This is a genomic window from Pseudomonas sp. M2 (assembly GCF_015751845.1).
Lineage (GTDB): Bacteria > Pseudomonadota > Gammaproteobacteria > Pseudomonadales > Pseudomonadaceae > Aquipseudomonas > Aquipseudomonas putida_E.
Genome location: NZ_JADOUD010000001.1, coordinates 1587501 through 1607390 on the forward strand (window position 1 = coordinate 1587501; position 19890 = coordinate 1607390).

Here is a 19890-nt window from a genome sequence, read left to right on the forward strand (position 1 = left end):
CCTAGGAAGCCACCCTTCCCCGACGCCCCATGATTCGAGGCACTCGCCGCGCCACCGCCGGCACCCGCAGCACCATCAACACGCCAGCAATGGCCGCGTAGATCGCCCACTCACGCAGATCGGAGCGCACAATCCACAGGAAGTGCAGCAGGCCCAAACCGAGAATCACATACACAAGCTTGTGCAGTTTCTTCCAGCGCGCGCCCAAGCGCCGCTGACTGTAACGATTGGAAGTCACCGCCAACGCCAGCAAGCAAAGAAAGCCGAGCGCCCCCACAATGATGTACGGCCGCTTGCGCAGCTCGACGGCAAACTGCCCCCAATCCAGCCCCAGGATAAAGAACAGGTAGCAAAGGAGGTGCAGCACGATATAGGCAAAACACCACAACCCCAGTTGCCGACGCACAACGATCCACCCCGACCAGCCTGTCAGCTTCTGCAGCGGCGTCATGCTCAGCGTGATCAAAAGGAAGATCAACGCCCCCAGCCCAAGCCGATCCATAAGGATCTTCCCCGGGTCCGGTCCGAGCAGGTTCATCGCCGCCTCATACAACCACCACAGCGGAAACAGACAACCCACTATAAAGATAGCCAGGCGCAGCCAGGGATAACGCATCAATAGTTCTTCCGCAGGTCGAGGCCAGCGTACAGCGACGCCACTTCATCGGCGTAGCCATTGAACATCTGTGTCTGTCGCACGTTGGGGCTGAACAGGCCACTGGGCAGGCGCCGTTCGCGCGCCTGGCTCCAGCGCGGGTGATCGACCTCGGGGTTCACGTTGGCATAGAAACCATATTCATCAGGCGCAAGACTCTCCCAGGTCGTGCGCGGCCGTTCGGCCACCAGGCTGATCCGCACGATCGACTTGATACTCTTGAACCCGTACTTCCACGGCACCACCAGGCGCAGCGGCGCACCGTTCTGGTTGGGCAACTCGCGCCCATACATGCCGACCGCCAGGATGGCCAGCGGGTTCATCGCCTCATCCAGGCGCAAGCCCTCTTCGTACGGCCAATCGATCAACGCGAAGCCCGAACGCTGCCCCGGCATGTGCTGCGGATCCTGCAGGGTCTCGAACCGTACATAACGCGCTTTTGAGGTCGGTTCAACCTGCTTGAGCACTTGCGCCAGGGGAAAGCCCAACCAGGGGATGACCATTGACCAGGCCTCCACGCAGCGTAACCGATAGATACGCTCCTCAAGCGCGTAGGGTTTGACAAAGTCTTCCAGCGCATAACGCCCGGGCTTGCCAACCTCACCATCGACCACCACCGACCAGGGTTCGGTCTTCAGGCTCCCGCCATTGGCGGCGGGGTCGCCTTTATCAGGCCCGAACTCATAGAAGTTGTTGTAATGAGTGGCATCCTTGAAGGGCGTGATCGCCTCGTCTTTTACCGTCACCGCTTGCCAACGCGTGTCAGCCAGCTTGCTGGTGAACCAGGCCGGTGCGTTACCTGCCTCGACATCTGCGTAACGCGATGTTTGGGCCGCGCGCGCCGCAAAGGGCATCGCACCCAGCGCAACGCCGGCCATGGAGCCACCCAACAGGGTACGACGGGAAAGGTAGATGCTTTCGGGAGTGATCTCCGATGCCTTGCAATCGGAAGACCTGGGAAGCTTTATAAGCATGACGGCTCCACAGCACTGGTTAACGGATGTACCAGTAAGACTATGGAGCCGCAGGGTTATTCCATCATTAAATCATTCAGGATTTACGATGGCGGCCTTTGAGCAGGAACTGGATCGGACCAGAAGCGGCGTAGGCAAGGAAAATCAGCAGCAAGATGCGCGGCGGGTCGCTGAATACCACGGCAAACACCAGCACCACCGCCAGGATCGCCACGAACGGCACGCGGCCCTTGAGGTCGAGCTCCTTGAAGCTGTTGTACTTGATGTTGCTGACCATCAACATACCGGCGGCGGCAACCAGCAGTGCCACCAAAAACGACAACTTGGAGCCCTGGATACCATAGTCGCTGAAGGCCCATACGGTACCGGCGACCACACCAGCGGCAGCCGGGCTGGCCAGGCCGATGAAGTAGCGCTTGTCGGCAGTACCAACCTGGGTATTGAAACGCGCCAGGCGCAGCGCGGCACCGGCCACATAGATGAAGGCGACCATCCAGCCGACCTTGCCCATGTCGCCCAGCGCCCAGCCAAAGGCCAGCAGGGCCGGGGCCACGCCGAAGGCGACCATGTCCGACAACGAGTCGTACTCGGCCCCGAAGGCGCTCTGGGTGTTGGTCATGCGGGCGACACGGCCATCGAGGCCGTCGAGCACCATGGCCACGAAGATGGCGATGGCGGCAAATGCAAAGTACTTGCTCGCCTCGCGCGGGTCGCCAGCACTCAGGGCGCTCTGCGCGCTCATCGAGTTGATGATGGAATAGAAACCGGCAAACAGGTTGGCGGTGGTGAACAGGTTGGGCAACAGATAGATACCGCGATGGCGCACCTTGCGCCCTTCGGCATCATGCCCTTCTTCAACGTGCTCATCGACAGGTAGCAGGCTTTCGGCGTCGGAGGGCTTGTTCGGCTCTTCGGGACGTTCGCTCATGGAGGGTACCTTGCAACAGGATGGAAAATGTTCGACACGGGCCCGCGAAACAGGTTCTGACGGCAGGCCACTGGTCTGCTTTATACCAGAAGCTGAATGCCAGAACGAAAAAACGCGGCCGAAGCCGCGTTTTTCATCATTCGATAAGACTCAGTTCTTGGTCTTGTCGACGATTTTGTTAGCCGAGATCCACGGCATCATCGAACGCAGTTGCTCGCCGATGACTTCGATACCGTGAGCGGCGTTGTTGCGACGCTTGGCGGTCATCGATGGGTAGTTGGTGGCGCCTTCGGAGATGAACATCTTCGCGTACTCGCCGTCCTGGATGCGCTTCAGAGCGTTGCGCATGGCCTTGCGGGATTCTTCGTTGATGACTTCCGGACCGGTGACGTACTCACCGTATTCGGCGTTGTTGGAGATCGAGTAGTTCATGTTGGCGATGCCGCCTTCGTACATGAGGTCGACGATCAGCTTCAGCTCGTGCAGGCACTCGAAGTAGGCCATTTCCGGCGCGTAGCCAGCTTCGACCAGGGTTTCGAAACCGGCTTTGACCAGCTCGACGGTACCGCCGCACAGAACGGCCTGCTCACCGAACAGGTCGGTTTCAGTCTCGTCCTTGAAGGTGGTTTCGATGATGCCGGTACGGCCGCCACCAACGCCGGAAGCGTAGGACAGGGCGACGTTCTTGGCGTTGCCGGAGGCGTCCTGGTAGATAGCGATCAGGTCAGGGATACCGCCGCCTTTGACGAACTCGGAACGCACGGTATGGCCCGGGGCCTTCGGCGCGATCATGATTACGTCGAGGTCGGCACGTGGAACGACCTGGTTGTAATGGATCGAGAAACCGTGGGAGAAGGCCAGGGTGGCGCCCTTCTTGATGTTCGGCTCGATTTCGTTCTTGTACAGAGCGCCCTGGAACTCGTCCGGGGTCAGGATCATGACCAGGTCGGCAGCAGCGACGGCGGTGGCAACGTCGGCCACTTTCAGGCCGTGAGCTTCAGCCTTGGCAACGGTAGCCGAACCTTTACGCAGACCGACGGTAACGTCTACACCGGAGTCCTTCAGGTTGCACGCTTGGGCGTGGCCCTGGGAACCGTAACCGATGATGGCGACTTTCTTGCCCTGGATGATGGAAAGGTCGCAGTCTTTATCGTAGAAAACTTTCATGAAATACCCCTGGTTATATCTCGGCCCCTGCGGAGCCATCGCTAATTTTTGAATTCAGATGCTGAGCACTTTGTCGCCACGGGCAATGCCGGTGACGCCACTGCGCACGGTTTCGAGAATCGATGCAGTGCCGATGGCCTGGATGAAGCTGTCCAGTTTGTCGCTGGTACCACTGAGCTGTACGGTGTACACGCTGGCGGTAACATCGACGATCTGGCCACGGAAGATGTCCGTGGTGCGCTTGATCTCGGCACGCTGGGCACCGGTGGCCTTGACCTTGACCAGCATCAGTTCACGCTCGATGTGAGCGCTTTCCGACAGGTCGACAAGCTTGACCACTTCGACCAGCTTGTTGAGGTTCTTGGTGATCTGTTCGATCACTTCGTCATGGCCAACGGTGGTCAGCGTCAGACGCGACAGGGTCGGGTCTTCGGTGGGCGCCACGGTCAGGCTTTCAATGTTGTAGTTGCGCTGGGAGAACAGGCCGACCACGCGGGACAGAGCACCGGGTTCGTTTTCCAGCAGCAGGGAAATGATGTGCCGCATATCAGGTACGCTCCGTCTTGCTCAGCCACATGTCACGCATCGAGCCATCCTTGATCTGCATCGGATAGACGTGCTCGGTACGGTCGACCGCGATGTCGATGAACACCAGGCGGTCCTTCATCGCGAAGGCTTCTTCGAGCTTCGGCTTGAGGTCCTTCAGGCTGGTGATGCGGATACCCACATGGCCATAGGCCTCGGCCAGCTTGATGAAGTCAGGCAGCGACTCGACATAGGAGTGCGAGTGACGGCCGTTGTAGGCCATGTCCTGCCACTGACGGACCATGCCCAGCACGCCGTTGTTCAGGTTGACGATCTTCACCGGCAGGCCGTACTGCATGCAGGTGGACAGCTCCTGGATGTTCATCTGGATGCTGCCTTCGCCAGTCACGCAGGCCACGTCCTGATCCGGGAAATTGAGCTTGATGCCCATGGCTGCCGGGAAACCGAAGCCCATGGTGCCCAGGCCACCGGAGTTGATCCAGCGGTTCGGCTTGTTGAAGCGGTAGTACTGTGCTGCGAACATCTGGTGCTGACCGACGTCGGAGGTGACGAAAGCATCGCCGTTGGTCACTTCGCACAAGGTCTCGATGACGGTCTGCGGCTTGATGACGCTGCCGTCGCCCTTGTTGTAGGGGAACAGGTCGCCATTACCGCGCCACTCGTCGATCTGCTTCCACCAGGCTTCGGCCGCGGCCTTGTCTGGCTGCTCGCCGATTTCCTTGAGGATGCCGAGCATCTCGCTCAGCACGCTGTCGACCGGGCCCACGATCGGCACGTCGGCCTTGATCATCTTGGAGATCGACGCCGGGTCGATGTCGATGTGAATGATCTTGGCATTCGGGCAGAACTTGGCCGGACCATTGACCACGCGGTCATCGAAGCGCGCGCCGACCGCGAAAATCACATCGGCATTGTGCATGGCCATGTTGGCGGTGTAGCTGCCGTGCATGCCGAGCATGCCGAGGAACTGGCGGTCGGTACCCGGGAAGCCGCCAAGGCCCATCAGGGTATTGGTGACTGGCAGGTTCAGCGACTTGGCAATTTCGGTCAGCGCTTCGGAGCCACCACCGAGAATCACACCGCCACCGGCATAGACGATCGGACGCTTGGCAGCCAGCAGCATCTCGGCAGCCTTGCGGATCTGGCCGGAGTGGCCACGCACTGCCGGGCTGTAGGAGCGCAGCTTGACCTTCTTCGGATAGACGTATTCGAACTTCTCGGCCGGGTTGGTCATATCTTTTGGAATGTCGACCACGACCGGGCCTGGACGGCCGGATTGCGCCAGATAGAAGGCTTTTTTCAGAACTTCAGGGATCTCGGTAGCGTGTTTGATCATGAAGCTGTGCTTCACGATCGGCCGCGAGATGCCGATCATGTCGGTTTCCTGGAAGGCATCGGTACCCACCATGGTGCTAGGCACCTGGCCGGACAGGATGACCATCGGAATCGAGTCCATGTAAGCGGTGGCAATACCGGTGATGGCATTGGTCGCGCCCGGGCCGGAGGTTACCAGCACCACACCGGCCTTGCCGGTGGCGCGGGCGTAGCCGTCCGCCATATGGGTAGCAGCCTGCTCGTGACGAACCAGGATGTGCTCGACTTCCGGTTCCTTGAACAGGGCGTCGTAAACATGCAGGAGAGCACCACCAGGGTACCCGTAGATGTGCTTAACGCCTTCGTCACGCAAGAAGCGGACGACCATCTCAGCGCCAGATAAAAGCTCCACGTTGTTCACCTCTAAAACGCCAGAATACCGTCCCTAGTGGACGGGTCTTAATAGGTTTACTGCCAAGCAGAGCATGAGCGAACGTCAGCACTGACTGAGCAAGTATTGGGAGCACCCCTGAGTGTTGCGGGGTTATCCCACCCAGCGCGAGGTAACGCGTTGCGGGGTGTAACAGGTCGGCGCGGGTGTGCGCCTCATGATCTGCTTAGCGGGTCTGCTTCTGGCAGTCCCTCTAAAGCGGAAACTGGATTCTTGTGATTTGGCGGCTACAAGTCAAGAAAAATTATTGCCAATTTTTCCTCAAGATGAATTCCTGCCACCACTAAAAACCGACACAGCAGCAGGAAAAATAACTTTTCCACAAAAAAGGGCCACAATCTGCGGCCCCTGAAGGAAAAAGAGAAGAAATCAGGCTCAAGCAGCGATCAATTGATCGAACTCTGCCAGCAGGCGCCGCAACTCACGACTCTGCTCCGGCCGGTCGACGAACACCGTCTCGGCCATCACCAGAATGCTCGAGGCGTTGGGCAGCGGTTGACCAAGCTCGATGATGATCTTCATGCGCGGCAGGAATATCCACTGCAGCCACTGCTCGAAGCTCATGCTATCGACCGCAAAAGGCACTGTGCTGGCCAGCGCCTCATCGCTTGGCGGCTCGTCAGCCCACCAGCCCTGCACGATCAACTCACGCTCGATGAGCAGCAGGTGGTCGGCGATGTCCAGAATGCGCTGCTCGATCATCAGGAGTTGACCCGCGCTTTTTGCCGGGCCAGCGCGGCGCCGGCGCTGTCACCCTGCTTCTCACGGGCCTGGGCGATGGTGTTCCACAGCTCGGCCTGAAGGTCAGGGCGACCATTGGCATAGGTCAGGGCACGGCGCGCCAATTGCTCGGCCTGCGCCGCATCGCCCTGGGACAGGCGCACCTGCGCCAGACGGAACAGTACCTGCGGCTCACGCGGGGCGATGCGCTGGGCGCGCTCCAGGCTCGAGGCCGCACCGTTGAAGTCGCCACTGCCCTGTTGCGACTGGGCGGTGGTCAACAATGCCAGCACCGGGCCATCGAGCTGCTCGTCAGCCGACAGCCCCCCGGATGCCGCACTGCTGCGCGGAATGCCGGTTGGCGCGCTGGCAGCGGCCGGGGCACTGTTCATCGACGCGATGTCGAACGGTTCGTCGGCGATCGGGTTGGGGTTGGTCGTCATCGGTGCAGATGTGCCGGGGCCAGTGGTAATCGGCGTGGTGCTGATCGGGGCCACGCCATTGCCTGCCGGGAACGTCTGGATGCCCGTGGCACCGGCACCTTGCGGAATCATCACGGTCACGCCGGAGTCCTCAGGCAGGGTCTGCGCCTGCGAGGTGCCATTGCTGATGCCGGCCGCCGAGCGGTTGGCCGTCACGCGTTCACTGTTGGACACCCGTGTGCTCGAGTCCACAACCGGGATGTTGCCACGCTGAACGCTGGAACAGCCCTGCAGCACCACCAGTGCCGTCACGGCAGGAAACCACCACTTTTTCACTTCACACCTCATCAATGCTGCCAGGGCTTAATTCATCCAGCCTTTGACCCAGTCCATGACCGATTCTGCCGGATTCTGCTCGCCGCCACAGATCGCGCCGGCGGGCGGTTCGCTCCCGCGAATATACGGCATCTGCACCGCCCCCGGACAGCTTGCGTCGGAACCCTGCCCACTGTAGGGGTCGATCCAGGCCTGTACCACGTTGTCCGGTTGCGGCATGTCCAGCGGCAGCGGGTCAGCCTTCTTCATGAAGCTGGTCCACACCTGCAGGGCACCGGTGGCGCCAGTGAACGGCGTCTTGCCGTTATCGTCACGGCCCATCCACACCACCGCCAGCAGGTCCTGGCTGAAGCCTGAGAACCAACTGTCACGCGAGTCGTTACTGGTACCGGTCTTGCCCGCCAGGGTCAGCGACCTGGGCAGCACGTTGTACACGGAGCGGCCGGTACCTTCGCGCATCACCCGCTGCATCGCGTTCTGCACCAGGTAGATGGAGCCCGGATCGAAGGTCTGCTGGATCTGGAACGGGTAACGCTTGAGCGGCTCACCTTCGGCGGTGAGCACACTGCGGATGCCGCGCATCGGCGTATTGAAACCGCCATTGGCGATGGTCTGGTACATGGTCGCCACCTGCATCGGCGACATGCCACCGGCCCCCAGCAGCATTGCCGGGAACGCAGGCCAGTCGACACTGACCCCGAGCCGGCCGATGGTCTTGATGACGTTGGGCACACCCACTTCCAGGCCGATCTTGGCGGTCGACAGGTTGTAGGAGTTGGCCAGCCCCTGGTACAGGTAAATGGTGCCATGCGGGCGGCGGTCATAGTTTTGCGGGCGCCACACCTGGCCATTGGCGCCCTTGACCGAAAACGCCTCGTCCTGCACCCAGCTGGTCAGGGTGTACTTGCTCGGCTGCTCCAGCGCGGTCAGGTACACCGCCGGCTTGACCAGCGAGCCAATCGGCCGCACGGCATCGATGGCACGGTTGAAGCCGGCGAATCCGGCCTGACGACTGCCGATAAGGGCCTGCACCTCACCGGTTTCCGGGTTGGTCACGACCATCGCCGATTCGACCTCGTCAGCGCCTTTGCGCCCCGACAGACGCTTGAAGGTCTCATTCATCGAGGTTTCGGCCTTCATCTGCAGAATCGGGTCGAAACTGGTGAAGATGCGCAGGCCCTCTTCAGTCAAGTCTTCGTCGCGATAGTCCTGGCGCAGCTGGCGCTTGACCAGGTCGAGGAAGGCCGGGAACGAACTGTCGGCCAGGCTGCCTCGTTTGGTCACGCCCAGCGGCATCTTCTTCGCCGCATCGACCGCTTCCTGGCTCGCAACGCCCTGCTCGGCCACAAGGTCCAGGACCAGGTTACGCCGCGCCAGAGCCCGCTCGGGGTGGCGACGCGGGTTGTAGTAGGACGGCCCTTTGACCATACCCACCAACAGGGCGATCTGGTGCAACTTGAGCTCCGACAGCGGTTGGCTGAAGAAGAACTGGCTGGCCAGGCCAAAGCCATGCACGGCGCGCTGGCCATCTTGGCCGACGAACACCTCGTTGAGGTAGGCCTCGAGAATTTCGCGCTTGTCGTAGTGCATCTCCAGCAGTACGGCCATCATCGCTTCGGTCAGCTTGCGGCTGAGGGTGCGCTCGCTGGTCAGGTAGAAGTTCTTCACCAACTGCTGGGTCAGGGTACTGCCACCCTGGCGCATGGAACCGGAGGAGGTGTTGATCCACATTGCGCGGGCGATGGACTTTGGCGACACGCCGAAGTGGCTGTAGAAGTCTCGGTCTTCGGTTGCCACCAGGGTTTCGAGCAAGTACGGCGGCACCTGATCGATCTTGATCAGGATGCGGTCCTCGAGGTTCTTCGGGTAGATACCCCCGATCATCAACGGCTCGAGGCGCACCACATCCAGCTTGCCATTGTTGGCGCCGGACAGCCCGGCAACGTAGTCGCCGGAGAAGCGCACACGCACGAACTGCGCGGGCTCCATACCCTCGTAGAACTGGAAGCCGCGGGTGTTGAGGTCGACGGTGTTACCGTTGACGGCCGCAGCGCCCGGGCCATTGGCCGCGCTTTCACGCCGGTAGCCGAGAGCATCGAGTTCGGTGAGGAAGTCGTTCTTGCTCAGCTTCTGGCCGACGAACAGCTCCAGCGGCCGGGCGTACACCTTGGCAGGGATGGTCCAGCGCTTGCCGGAGAACTTCTCCTGGACGACAGCATCGAGGTAAACCGCGAAGCCGGCAACGATCACCAGGCCAACCAGGCTGAGCTTCAACGCCCAGCCCAGCCAGGCGCGCGAGCGGCCGGTCGGGCGTTTCTTAGGAGTACGGGAATTTCGGGTTCGAGTCATGGCGGCGGATTATACGCACTTTGTAAAGGCTGGGCAGGCGCCCTCTGGCGGTATGCAGGGGCGGCACCATTGACCATAATGGCGCCTTCGAATTCCCTGCCCCCGGAAGGATTTCCCGTGAGCCAAGCCTTGATCAAAGCGTTGCAGAACCCTGCCCTCTACCCTCACCCCGTGGACGGGTTCCAACTCATCGAGACGCATATCTCCTGGGTCCTGCTCACTGGCGAATACGCCTACAAGATCAAGAAGCCGATGAATTTCGGCTTCCTCGACTTCACCGGGCTTGATCAGCGCCAGCATTTCTGTAACGAAGAGTTGCGCCTGAACCAGCGCCTGACCGACGGCCTGTACCTGGAAGTGCTGCCGATCACTGGCAGCGCCGAAGCCCCGCAGCTCGGCGGTGAAGGTGCGGCGATCGAGTACGCGCTGAAAATGCGCCAGTTCCCGCAGGGGCAGATGCTCAACACCCTGCAGGCCAACGGTGAACTCAATGCCGGGCACATCGACCAAATGGCCCGGCAGATCGCCGAATTCCACCTGCAAACTCCGAAAGTGCCCGCCGAGCAGCCCTATGGCTCACCTGAAAGCGTCATGGCCCCGGTCGAGCAGAACTTCGAGCAGATCCGCCCATTCCTCAGTGACAAGGCCGACCTGCAGCAGCTGGACAACCTGCAGGCCTGGGCGCGCAGCAGTTTCGAACGCCTTGAAGGCCTGTTCGCGGCGCGCAAGGCCAATGGGTTCACCCGCGAATGCCATGGCGACATTCATTTGGGTAACGCCACCGTGATCGATGGCAAGGTGGTGATCTTCGACTGCATCGAGTTCAATGAACCGTTCCGCATGACCGACGTCTGGGCCGACACCGGTTTCCTCGCCATGGACCTGGAAGACCGCGGCCTCAAATGCCTGGCGCGGCGCTTCGTCAGCCAGTACCTGGAGCTGACCGGCGACTATGAAGGCCTGGAAGTGTTGAACTTCTACAAGGCCTACCGCGCCCTGGTCCGCGCCAAGATCGCCCTGTTCAGCATGCCGGCCAATGCCGATGGCGTGCAGCGCGCCACCAGCCTGCGCACCTACCGCAACTACGCCAACCTGGCTGAAAGCTACAGCGCCATCCCTTCGCGCCTGCTGGCCATCACCCACGGCGTCTCGGCAGTGGGCAAGAGCCACGTCGCCATGCGCCTGGTCGAAGCCTTGGGCGCCGTGCGCGTGCGTTCCGATGTGGAGCGCAAGCGCCTGTTCGGTGAACAGCAGAAAGCCGAAGCAGGCCAACTGCAAGCCGGCATCTACGACAACGATGCCAGCACCGCCACCTACCAGCGCCTGCACCAGCTTGCCGCTACCATCCTGCGCGCAGGCTTCCCGGTAGTGCTCGATGCCACTTACCTCAAGCACGAACACCGCAAGGCCGCAGCCGAGGTCGCGAGCGATACCGGCGTGCCACTGCTGATCCTCGATTGCCAGGCCCCGGAGGCGGTCATCGCCAGTTGGCTGGCGCAGCGCCTGGCCCAGAATAGCGACCCGTCGGACGCCACCCTGGAAGTGGTCAAGGCACAGCAGGCCAGCCGTGAGCCATTGGATGACGTTGAACTGCAGCAGAGCACACGTGTTGATACTCAGGATGCCAGCAGCATGGACCAGGTGATCGACCAGGTCCGTCAGCGTTTGCCCGGTCTTTGATTCAACGCAATTCGGGCCGGCAATTGGCCGGCCCGCATTCCTGCACCCAGCGCAAACAGGGCATCTCGTCGCCCCCGATGGCAAAAGGCCGCGCATTTTCCAACCCCCGCTACACTCCTCTCTGACCTGCTCGCGATTTATCCCCTAATACCCGTTCAGCCATCGCAAGGAGGCTCGATGAACGATGAATTGCAGCATCTGAAGAATCTTGGAAAGACCTCCGCGCAGTGGTTGCATGCGGCCGGTATCCACAGTGCATCGGATTTGCGTCGACTCGGCGCGGTAGGTGCGTACCAGGCCGTGAAAACCCGAGGATTCCGGGCGTCGAAGGTGTTGCTGTACGCCATTGAAGGCGCGCTGCTGGACATGCACTGGAACGATTTGCCGGCCGAGCGCAAGCAAGCGCTCAATCAACAACTGGATGCGAAATGCCCTGCGCAAAAAAATGCAAAATAAACATCAGATGGGGATTGACTCGATAATGAGAATCGTTATGATTATCACAACTGGTCGCGAGACTGGTTGGATAAGCTGAAAGCCCCTGGTTCGGACTCTCAGATTATCTCCTCATCAGGCTAATCACGGTTATTGACCCGGCATTTTTGCCGGGTCTTTTTTTTGCTTGTCACTGCATTGTCAGCGCCCGCGCTTCCCCGTCTACCTACGCAACCGTGCGCAATAGTCCTGCTCCGGCATCGCAGCCGTATACCACACAAAGTCTGCCATCCCCGCCTCGACCTGCTGACCGACCTCGGCCAGCAGCAGCACTTTGCTCTGCCCGTCGGCCCCCAGGTCGGCAAGGTGCAGCGGCACGCCCAGGTCCTTGCGTGCGTGGAATGCACCGGCGAACAACAAGGCCGGCTGCGGCGCTGCCAGCAGCCGCTCGGCAATGCGCCGGTCACGTTGTTGCTGAACGGCCAGCATGGCCGGCAACTGGCTCTCGGGGAGCAAATTACAGTGCCCGGCCCTCACCTGCTCGAGCAATGCCGCCTTTACTGACGGGGCATTGGACTGCGCCCCCGGCACCGCCGCCGCCTGCCGGTAGGCTTGGCGCATTTCGCCAGGCGACAGGTTGGCGGCCAGAAGGGGAATATGGTTACCCAGTGCTTCACGTACGATCGGCCCGTACAGCTGCCAGTCCCAGCCCTCCTGCCACGCCAGGGCCTTGGGCAGGTCCTGCGGCAACCGCGCCTGGCCTTCAACCGCATCGACCCGTGACTGCTGCTGCGGTTGCAGCATTTCCAGAAGCAGGCTGCCCTGGGCACGCCGGGCCTGCATGGCGCGGATCAACCAAAGTTGCAAGGCGTGATGGTCGGCATTGTCATGCTTTTCGCCTACCAGCACTCGCGGTACGCCAGCCAGTTGCTCGACCAGCTGTTCCGGGCTGATGACCTTGCCACTGGCCAGGTCGTGGATTTGCCCCAGTTCTGCGCTGTCACGCCCCTCGCTACTCTGCCAGGCGGGTAACGGCGGCAAGCTGGCCTGGCAGCCACCCAACGCCAGCAACAAGCCCAGCAACGCGCCAGACAGTAAGGAATGATGCATCGGCAACGCCTCCTAGCGGGTGATGATCAGCGGATGCCCCCGTTCCGGATGGGCCTGCACCAATACGTCAATGCCGAACACGGCCTTGAGCGCCCTGGGCGTCAATACCTCCTGCGGCGACGCCAGAGCATGGGCACGGCCGCCTTCGAGCAACAGGATACGATCACAGTAGCGCGCCGCCAGGTTCAGGTCATGCAGGATCACCAATACCGCTGCGCCGCGATCGGCAAAACTGCGCACGGCTTGCAAGGTGGTGTGCTGGTGCAAGGGGTCGAGCATCGAGGTCGGCTCGTCAAGCAGCAGCGTAGTCCCCTGCTCACCCGGCCAAAGCTGAGCCAGTACGCGGGCCAGATGCACCCGCTGCCGCTCTCCGCCCGACAAAGCCAGGTAACTGCGACCCAGCAGGTGCCAGGCATCCGCCGCGCGCAGGGCCGCCTCAACGATCTCAGCGTCACGCACCTGGCCGCTGTCATGCGGCATTCGCCCCATGCCCACCACTTCCTCGACCCTGAACGCAAAGCCCAGGCTGGACACCTGCGGCAACACCGCCAGGCGCCTGGCCCGCGCCTGCCCAGGCCAATCGGCCAACGGCCGGCCCTGCAGCGTCACGCTTCCTTGGCCGGGCGACAGCTCGCCACACAGCACGCCCAGCAGGCTGCTCTTGCCTGCACCATTCGGCCCGAGCACGCCAATGACCTGGCCCGGGTGCAATTGCAGGTGGAGGTCTTGCAGTACTTCATTCCCACCACGACGCAGGTACAGGCCCTCGACTTGCAACATCAGCTGCGCCCTCTGATCAGCAGAACCAGGAAAAACGGCGCACCGATAAATGCCGTGACAATACCGATCGGCAACTCGGCCGGCGCCAGCGCCAAGCGCGCCACCAGGTCGGCGAGCAGCATCAGCACGCCGCCGGCCAACAACGAGGCGGGCAACACCACGCGGTGATCAGGCCCGGCCAGCAAGCGCACCAGGTGCGGTACCACCAGGCCGATGAAGCCGATAAGCCCCGCCGCCGCAACGGCCGCTCCCACACCCAAGGCCGTGCAGAACACCAACTCGCGCTTGAGCCGCTCCACCTCGATCCCCAGGTGCCGCGCCTCGGACTCGCCCAGCAGCAAGGCATTGAGCGCCCGCGCCCGGCGCGGCAACCACAGCGCGACGCCTGCGGCAACGATCAGCAACGGCCACAGCCGGTCGTAGCTGGCACCATTGAGACTGCCCAGGTTCCAGAAGGTCAGCGTGCGCAGGGTGGCATCGTCGGCCAGGTAGGAAAACAGGCCAACCGCCGCGCCCCCCAGCGCAGTCATGGCTACACCGGCCAGCAACATTGTGGCCACATTGGTCTGCCCGTCGCGCCGCCCAAGGCGATAGACCAGCGCGGTGACCCCGAGGCCGCCGGCAAAGGCGCACAGTGACAATAAGTAAGGTGCGAAAGCCTCAGGCATGCCGCCAAACCAACTACCGCCAACGATAGCCACTGCGGCGCCCATTGCGGCACCGGCGGAGACACCCACAAGCCCAGGGTCGGCCAGCGGATTGCGGAACAACCCCTGCATGGCCACACCGCACAGCGCCAGCACCGCCCCCACTGCCAAACCCAGCAGTGTGCGTGGCAGGCGAATCTGGCCCAGGATCATTTCGGCCTGCTGCAGGCATTCGCCATCGATGCGCAGCCCCGATAACCGCAGGCCCGCGCGCAAGGTATCGAACAGCGGCAAGCTCACAGGGCCCAACGCGAGGGACAGCCATACCGCCAACAGGCACAGCAGGCTCAGGCAGGTAATCAGTGTACGTGGCTGCACGCGCGGCTTCATTGCGTGAAGCTGACCTTTGCCGCCGGGTAGAGCGCAGCCGCCAGGTCTTGCAGGGCCAGCGGCAAGCGCGGGCCCAGGCCGCCAACCAGCAAGGTCGGGTCGAGTGGCACCAGGCGCCTGTCGCGTACCGCGCGGGAGGCGTTCAGGGCCGGGTTTTCCTTGAGCAGTGCCTGCAGGGCCTGGTCGCCGACCAAGGCGCGGTCGGAGAACACCACGACATCCGGGTCCAGCGCCGCCAACGCCTCATTGGAGAAGTTCTTGTATCCCTGATGCTCCGCCAGGTTTCGCCCACCTGCCTGACGCAGCAGCCAGTCACCTGCGGTGCCCTGCCCGGCAATCAGCGGTTTGGCACCGGCATGGCCGACCAGCAACAGCACACCCGGCACCTTGTGGCTGGCCTGGGCCTGCTTGACCTGCTCCTGCAATACCTCGAGCTGCTGATGATAATCGGCAACGAGTTGCGCGGCCTTCTGCTCGGCGCCGAGCAACATACCCAACTGCTCGAGGTTTGCATCCACGGCGGCGAGGTCAGCCTTGCTGGAGAGCAGCTCCACCCGAACGCCGGCTTTGCGGATTTGCGCAAGCACAGGTGGCGGCCCCATCTCTTCTGTGCCCACCAGTACATCCGGGCGCAAGCTGAGGATGCCCTCTGCGGACAACTGGCGCTGGTAACCGATACTTGGCAGGCCCTTGAGTGACTCAGGATGCTGGCTGGTGGTGTCCACACCCACCAGGCGCGGCTCGCCGCCCAGTGCGCTGATCCACTCGCTCAATGCGCCGCCAGCACTGACCCAGCGCTGTGGCAGGTCGGCGGCCAGGGCTTGGGTGCAAGCAACCAGGGCCGCACACAAGGCAAGCAAGACAGCGGGACGACGCATCATCGGATTCCTTCTGAAGGCGAGCCACACGCCTTGTGGCGAACGGCGGAACTGCGCACCATAGACAACCGGGCGCAGCGATAGCGGGCAATTTGATAATTATTCGCATTGGCGCGTCAAGCCATCACTTGTTTCACGAGTCGTTCCCGCAAATGCACTTCCTTTGTACTTCCGCAGCGCTGGCCGAGGGCCACAGCCGCGCCTTCAGCGTAGACGGCACCGAACTGTTCGGCGTGCGTCGCCAGGGCCGTGTGCACCTGTATCGTAACCGCTGCCCGCACCGGGGTATCCCCTTGAACTGGCAGGCGGACGCATTTCTCGATGACAGTGCCAGCCTGATCCACTGTGCCCATCACGGGGCGCTGTTCCTGATTGAGAATGGCGAATGCGTGGCAGGCCCCTGCGAAGGTGACGCGCTGCAGGCCCTGGACTGCCTGGAAGATAGCCAGGGCATCTGGCTCAGGGGTTGAGCAGCACCGGTAGCGGACGGTCGATGACGATGTGCCCGGCATCCAGGCGCGCGCCATAAGCCAGCACCTCTACTCCATCCGCCACGGCGGTGCGCAGTGCCCGGGCATAAGCCGCATCGATCTCGTCGGCCGGGCGCACCGCTTCGATGCCTGTCAGGTTCACACAGTACAACTGCACCGCACGTATACCTTGCCGGGCCAGCGTCGCCAGTTCGCGCAGGTGCTTGGCACCGCGCTGGGTGACAGCATCCGGGAAAGCAGCCACTGCCGTGTCCGGGTACCCCAGTGTCACACTCTTGACCTCGACGTAGGCCGGCCCGTGGTCGAACTCCAGGCGAAAGTCCACACGGCTGCCTTCTTCACCGTAGGCCACCTCACGTTTGAGTGCAGTGAAGCCCGCCAGCTCTCGGATCACGCCGGCGCGAAGCGCTTCTTCGACCAGCGCGTTGGCCCGCCCCGTGTTGACGCAGGCCAGCCGCCCCTGGGGCGTTTCACTGATTTCCCAGGTGCCCGGCAGCTTGCGCTTGGGGTCGTTGGAGCGACTGAACCAGACCTGCCCGCCCTCACGCATGCAATTGAGCATGGAGCCGGTGTTGGGGCAATGGATGGTCAGTTGCTCCCCATTGGCCAGTTCGATGTCCGCCAGGAACCGCTTGTAGCGGCGCAACAGCCGCCCCTGCTCGAGTGGAGGAAAGAACACCATCAGCCTTGCCAGCTCCGTAAGCCCCGGGCGATGCGCTGGACCGCTTCCTCCAGCCGCGGCAGGCTCTGGGTGTAGGCAAAGCGCACATGATGGCCGGCCAGGTGGCGACCAAAGTCCAGGCCCGGCGTGAACGCCAGATGCTCGGTTTCCAGAAAGTGCCGACAGAAGGCAAAGGCATCGCCACCAAAGGCACTGATGTCGGCATATAGATAGAACGCGCCCTGCGGCTCCACGGCAATGCGAAAGCCCAGTTCGCGCAGGGCGGGCAACAGGTAGTCGCGACGACGGGCAAACTCGGCGCGGCGCGCTTCGAATATTGCCAGGGTTTCAGGCTGGAAGCAGGCCAGTGCGGCGTGCTGGGCCATGCTGGGCGCGCTGATGTACAGATTTTGCGCCAGCTTTTCCAGATCGGCCACGGCGTCAGGCGGCGCAACCAGCCAGCCAAGCCGCCACCCGGTCATGCCGAAATACTTGGAAAAACTATTCAGGACGAATGCCGAATCATCCACCTCCAGGACGCTCGCAGCGTCCATGCCGTACGTCAGCCCGTGGTAGATCTCGTCCACCACCAGGTGGCCATTTCGTTCGCGGGTGGCCTTGGCCAGGCTGGCCAGCTCATCACGCTCCAGCACCGTACCGGTGGGGTTGGCTGGCGAGGCGACCAGGGCACCGACAGTGTCCTGGTTCCAGTGACGGGCCACCAGGTCGGCGGTCAGCTGGTAGTTCACCTCAGGCCCGACAGGTACCAGTTGCGCACCACCCTCGACCAGTCGCAGGAAGTGGCGGTTGCATGGATAGCCGGGGTCTGCCAACAGCCAGTGCTTGCCCGGGTCGACCAGCAGGCTGCTGGCCAACAGCAGCGCGCCAGAGCCCCCCGGGGTGATCAGGATGCGTTCAGGGTCTACCGCAACGCCATAACGCTGGTCGTAAAAACCCGCAATCGCCTCGCGCAGTGCCGGCAGGCCACGCGCGGCGGTATAGCGGGTATGCCCGGCAGCCAGCGCTGCCTGGCCTGCCTCGACGATAGGCGCGGCAGTGGTGAAGTCCGGCTCGCCGATCTCCAGGTGGATCACATCATGACCGGCCGCTTGCAGCTCGTTGGCCCGCGCCAGCAACGCCATGACGTGGAAGGGTTCGATGGCGCGGCTGCGCGCACTGTAGGGGTGAGCCATGACCTTCTCTCAATTGGGTCTAAACTGGTGATTCTACCTCTGCGCGGCACCGAACGTGCGCTTCACGGCGCTGTCAACAGCTAGGACCGGGCGGGCTAGCGCACCCCCGATCTATCTGGTAAGTTCGGCGGCTCGCAGTCGCAGGGCCGGCGGGTGCCGGAGATGGAGCATCCTGCGCATTGGATCAGATGAGTGAGAGGCGGTCTATTCATGTCCACCGTAGAAAAGCAAAAAGTCCAGACCATGTACGGTGTCGAGCCCTACGTCGAAAGCAAGGGTGAGGCGTACATGGGCGAGCCCATGAAAAAGCACTTCACCAAGCTGCTCAATGCCTGGAAAGGCGAGCTGATGGTCAGTGTGGATCGCACCGTTGATCACATGAAAGACGAAGCGGCCAACTTCCCGGACCCGGCCGACCGCGCCAGCCAGGAAGAGGAATTCGCCCTTGAGCTGCGCAACCGCGATCGCGAGCGCAAGCTGATCAAGAAAATCGACAAGACCCTGCAGAAAATTCAGGACGACGAGTACGGCTGGTGCGACTCCTGCGGTATCGAGATCGGCCTGCGCCGTCTGGAAGCCCGTCCGACTGCCGACCTGTGCTTCGACTGCAAGGAAATCGCGGAGAAAAAGGAAAAAACAGTCGGCAAAGGCTGATCCTTCTCCTACCCGAACGGGGCGCATCATGCGCCCCGTTTCATTTCATACGCACGACCACCCATGAACGACTCCCGCTACATCGGACGCTTCGCCCCCACCCCCAGCGGTTTTCTGCACTTCGGCTCGCTGGTCGCAGCCCTCGCCTCCTGGCTTGACGCCCGTGCGGTCAATGGCCGCTGGCTGCTTCGCGTGGAAGACACCGACCCGCCCCGGGAAATGCCGGGCGCCCGTGATGCAATCCTGCAGACGCTGGAGCGCTATGGGCTGGAGTGGGACGGCGAGGTTGTCTTCCAGAGCCAGCGCCACCCGGCTTATGCAGAAGTGGTCGAGCGCTTGTTCAATATGGGCCTGGCCTATGCCTGCACCTGTTCGCGCAAGCAGCTCGAAGGCTACAACGGCATCTATCCAGGGTTTTGCCGCAACGCCGGGCATGCCCGTGAAGGCGCGGCCATCCGCCTGCGGGTGCCAGAACTGCTCTACCGCTTTACCGATCGGGTGCAAGGGGCGTTCCAGCAACACCTTGGGCGCGAGGTGGGCGATTTCGTGATTCAGCGCCGCGACGGGCTGTATGCGTACCAGTTGGCCGTTGTGCTGGATGATGCCTGGCAAGGTGTTACCGACATCGTGCGCGGGGCCGACCTGCTCGACAACACGCCGCGCCAGTTGTACCTGCAGGAATTGCTGGGCTTTTCCCAGCCGCGCTACCTGCACATTCCGCTGATCGTGCAACCTGATGGGCACAAGCTGGGCAAGTCGTACCGTTCGCCGCCCCTTGAGGCTGGCCAGGCGACGCCGTTGCTGTTGCGGGCGTTGCGGGCATTGGGCCAGGAAGCTGACCCCCAGTTGTTGACGGCAACGCCGGCTGAAGTGTTGGCCGTGGCGCGCCAGCGCTGGCAGCCAGCGGCCATTGCACAGCGAACGACGGTGCCCGAGGCTGATTTGAACTGAAGCATCACCGGCCCTATCGCCGGCAAGCCGGCTTGCACAGGTACAGTGCAGTACCTATAGGTGTGGGTACTTGTGGGGGGCGGGCTTACCGACGATAGGGCCATTACAGGCAACTAACGTCTCAAAAACAAAAGCCCAATAATTTCAAACCCTTGGCG

General features: G+C 62.2%; 20 protein-coding genes. 5 read left to right on the forward strand and 15 right to left on the reverse strand.

Annotation, left to right across the window (positions count from 1 at the left end; all coding sequences use genetic code 11):
* Position 1: 1 nt before the first annotated feature.
* From msrQ to mrcB, 9 genes are all read right to left on the reverse strand, one after another.
* A complete protein-coding gene (msrQ, locus tag IWW33_RS07455) occupies positions 2-616 on the reverse strand; it encodes a protein-methionine-sulfoxide reductase heme-binding subunit MsrQ (protein WP_174142441.1) in 615 nt (204 codons plus the stop codon).
* Entirely contained in the window at positions 616-1629 is a 1014-nt protein-coding gene (gene msrP, locus IWW33_RS07460; RefSeq protein ID WP_046788178.1) for a protein-methionine-sulfoxide reductase catalytic subunit MsrP, read from the reverse strand. The genes msrQ and msrP overlap by 1 nt, the downstream gene beginning before the upstream one ends.
* Before the next feature lie 76 nt (positions 1630-1705).
* Complete coding sequence (pssA, locus tag IWW33_RS07465) at positions 1706-2557, reverse strand: CDP-diacylglycerol--serine O-phosphatidyltransferase (RefSeq protein ID WP_012312687.1); 852 nt, start codon at positions 2555-2557, stop codon at positions 1706-1708.
* A gap of 150 nt (positions 2558-2707) precedes the next feature.
* On the reverse strand, positions 2708-3724 hold the full coding sequence (ilvC, locus tag IWW33_RS07470) for a ketol-acid reductoisomerase (protein WP_012312686.1): 1017 nt from the start codon (positions 3722-3724) through the stop codon (positions 2708-2710).
* A gap of 54 nt (positions 3725-3778) precedes the next feature.
* On the reverse strand, positions 3779-4270 hold the full coding sequence (gene ilvN / locus IWW33_RS07475; RefSeq protein WP_003250040.1) for an acetolactate synthase small subunit: 492 nt from the start codon (positions 4268-4270) through the stop codon (positions 3779-3781).
* 1 nt (position 4271) lies between these two features.
* Entirely contained in the window at positions 4272-5996 is a 1725-nt protein-coding gene (locus tag IWW33_RS07480) for an acetolactate synthase 3 large subunit (RefSeq protein ID WP_174142442.1), read from the reverse strand.
* 414 nt (positions 5997-6410) lie between these two features.
* Positions 6411-6737, reverse strand: coding sequence for a YqcC family protein (locus tag IWW33_RS07485; protein WP_012312684.1), 327 nt, complete (start codon positions 6735-6737; stop codon positions 6411-6413).
* Positions 6737-7525 carry a tetratricopeptide repeat protein gene (locus IWW33_RS07490; protein WP_046788177.1) on the reverse strand — a complete coding sequence of 263 codons (789 nt, stop codon included), beginning with the start codon at positions 7523-7525 and terminating at the stop codon, positions 6737-6739. The genes IWW33_RS07485 and IWW33_RS07490 overlap by 1 nt, the downstream gene beginning before the upstream one ends.
* A gap of 15 nt (positions 7526-7540) precedes the next feature.
* Entirely contained in the window at positions 7541-9862 is a 2322-nt protein-coding gene (mrcB, locus tag IWW33_RS07495; protein WP_174142444.1) for a penicillin-binding protein 1B, read from the reverse strand.
* A gap of 117 nt (positions 9863-9979) precedes the next feature.
* Between mrcB and IWW33_RS07500 the strand changes: the two genes are divergently transcribed.
* Both IWW33_RS07500 and IWW33_RS07505 read left to right on the forward strand, forming a co-directional pair.
* Positions 9980-11542 carry a bifunctional aminoglycoside phosphotransferase/ATP-binding protein gene (locus IWW33_RS07500; RefSeq protein ID WP_119688260.1) on the forward strand — a complete coding sequence of 521 codons (1563 nt, stop codon included), beginning with the start codon at positions 9980-9982 and terminating at the stop codon, positions 11540-11542.
* A gap of 177 nt (positions 11543-11719) precedes the next feature.
* Entirely contained in the window at positions 11720-11998 is a 279-nt protein-coding gene (locus IWW33_RS07505; protein ID WP_012312680.1) for a TfoX/Sxy family protein, read from the forward strand.
* 201 nt (positions 11999-12199) lie between these two features.
* Here IWW33_RS07505 and IWW33_RS07510 read toward each other — a convergent pair whose 3' ends face one another.
* Genes IWW33_RS07510 through IWW33_RS07525 form a run of 4 tightly spaced genes read right to left on the reverse strand, consistent with a single transcriptional unit; the run spans position 12200 to position 15785 of the window.
* Complete coding sequence (locus IWW33_RS07510) at positions 12200-13087, reverse strand: ChaN family lipoprotein (RefSeq protein ID WP_174142446.1); 888 nt, start codon at positions 13085-13087, stop codon at positions 12200-12202.
* Positions 13088-13099: 12 nt separating this feature from the next.
* Entirely contained in the window at positions 13100-13867 is a 768-nt protein-coding gene (locus IWW33_RS07515; RefSeq protein ID WP_174142447.1) for a heme ABC transporter ATP-binding protein, read from the reverse strand.
* Positions 13867-14850 (reverse strand): iron ABC transporter permease, encoded by a 984-nt coding sequence (locus IWW33_RS07520; protein ID WP_196914444.1) that lies wholly within the window; start codon positions 14848-14850, stop codon positions 13867-13869. Before IWW33_RS07520 ends, IWW33_RS07515 begins: the two co-directional genes overlap by 1 nt.
* Positions 14851-14900: 50 nt before the next feature.
* On the reverse strand, positions 14901-15785 hold the full coding sequence (locus IWW33_RS07525) for an ABC transporter substrate-binding protein (protein WP_115273552.1): 885 nt from the start codon (positions 15783-15785) through the stop codon (positions 14901-14903).
* A 149-nt stretch (positions 15786-15934) separates the two neighbouring features.
* Here IWW33_RS07525 and IWW33_RS07530 point away from each other — a divergent pair, with 149 nt between their 5' ends.
* Positions 15935-16252, forward strand: coding sequence for a Rieske (2Fe-2S) protein (locus tag IWW33_RS07530; protein WP_115273551.1), 318 nt, complete (start codon positions 15935-15937; stop codon positions 16250-16252).
* Here the strand turns inward: IWW33_RS07530 and sfsA are convergent.
* Positions 16242-16955, reverse strand: a complete 714-nt coding sequence (sfsA, locus tag IWW33_RS07535; RefSeq protein WP_039604039.1) for a DNA/RNA nuclease SfsA — start codon at positions 16953-16955, stop codon at positions 16242-16244. The two genes, IWW33_RS07530 and sfsA, sit on opposite strands and share 11 nt — an antisense overlap.
* The gene (locus IWW33_RS07540; protein ID WP_046788168.1) at positions 16955-18127 is read right to left on the reverse strand and encodes a pyridoxal phosphate-dependent aminotransferase; all 1173 of its coding nucleotides are present in this window, start codon (positions 18125-18127) and stop codon (positions 16955-16957) included. Before IWW33_RS07540 ends, sfsA begins: the two co-directional genes overlap by 1 nt.
* A 210-nt stretch (positions 18128-18337) precedes the next feature.
* Between IWW33_RS07540 and dksA the strand changes: the two genes are divergently transcribed.
* Entirely contained in the window at positions 18338-18781 is a 444-nt protein-coding gene (dksA, locus tag IWW33_RS07545) for an RNA polymerase-binding protein DksA (protein WP_039604811.1), read from the forward strand.
* Positions 18782-18844: 63 nt separating this feature from the next.
* Positions 18845-19732: a tRNA glutamyl-Q(34) synthetase GluQRS gene (gene gluQRS / locus IWW33_RS07550; protein ID WP_119688257.1), complete on the forward strand. Its 888-nt coding sequence runs from the start codon at positions 18845-18847 to the stop codon at positions 19730-19732.
* Positions 19733-19890: the final 158 nt, after the last annotated feature.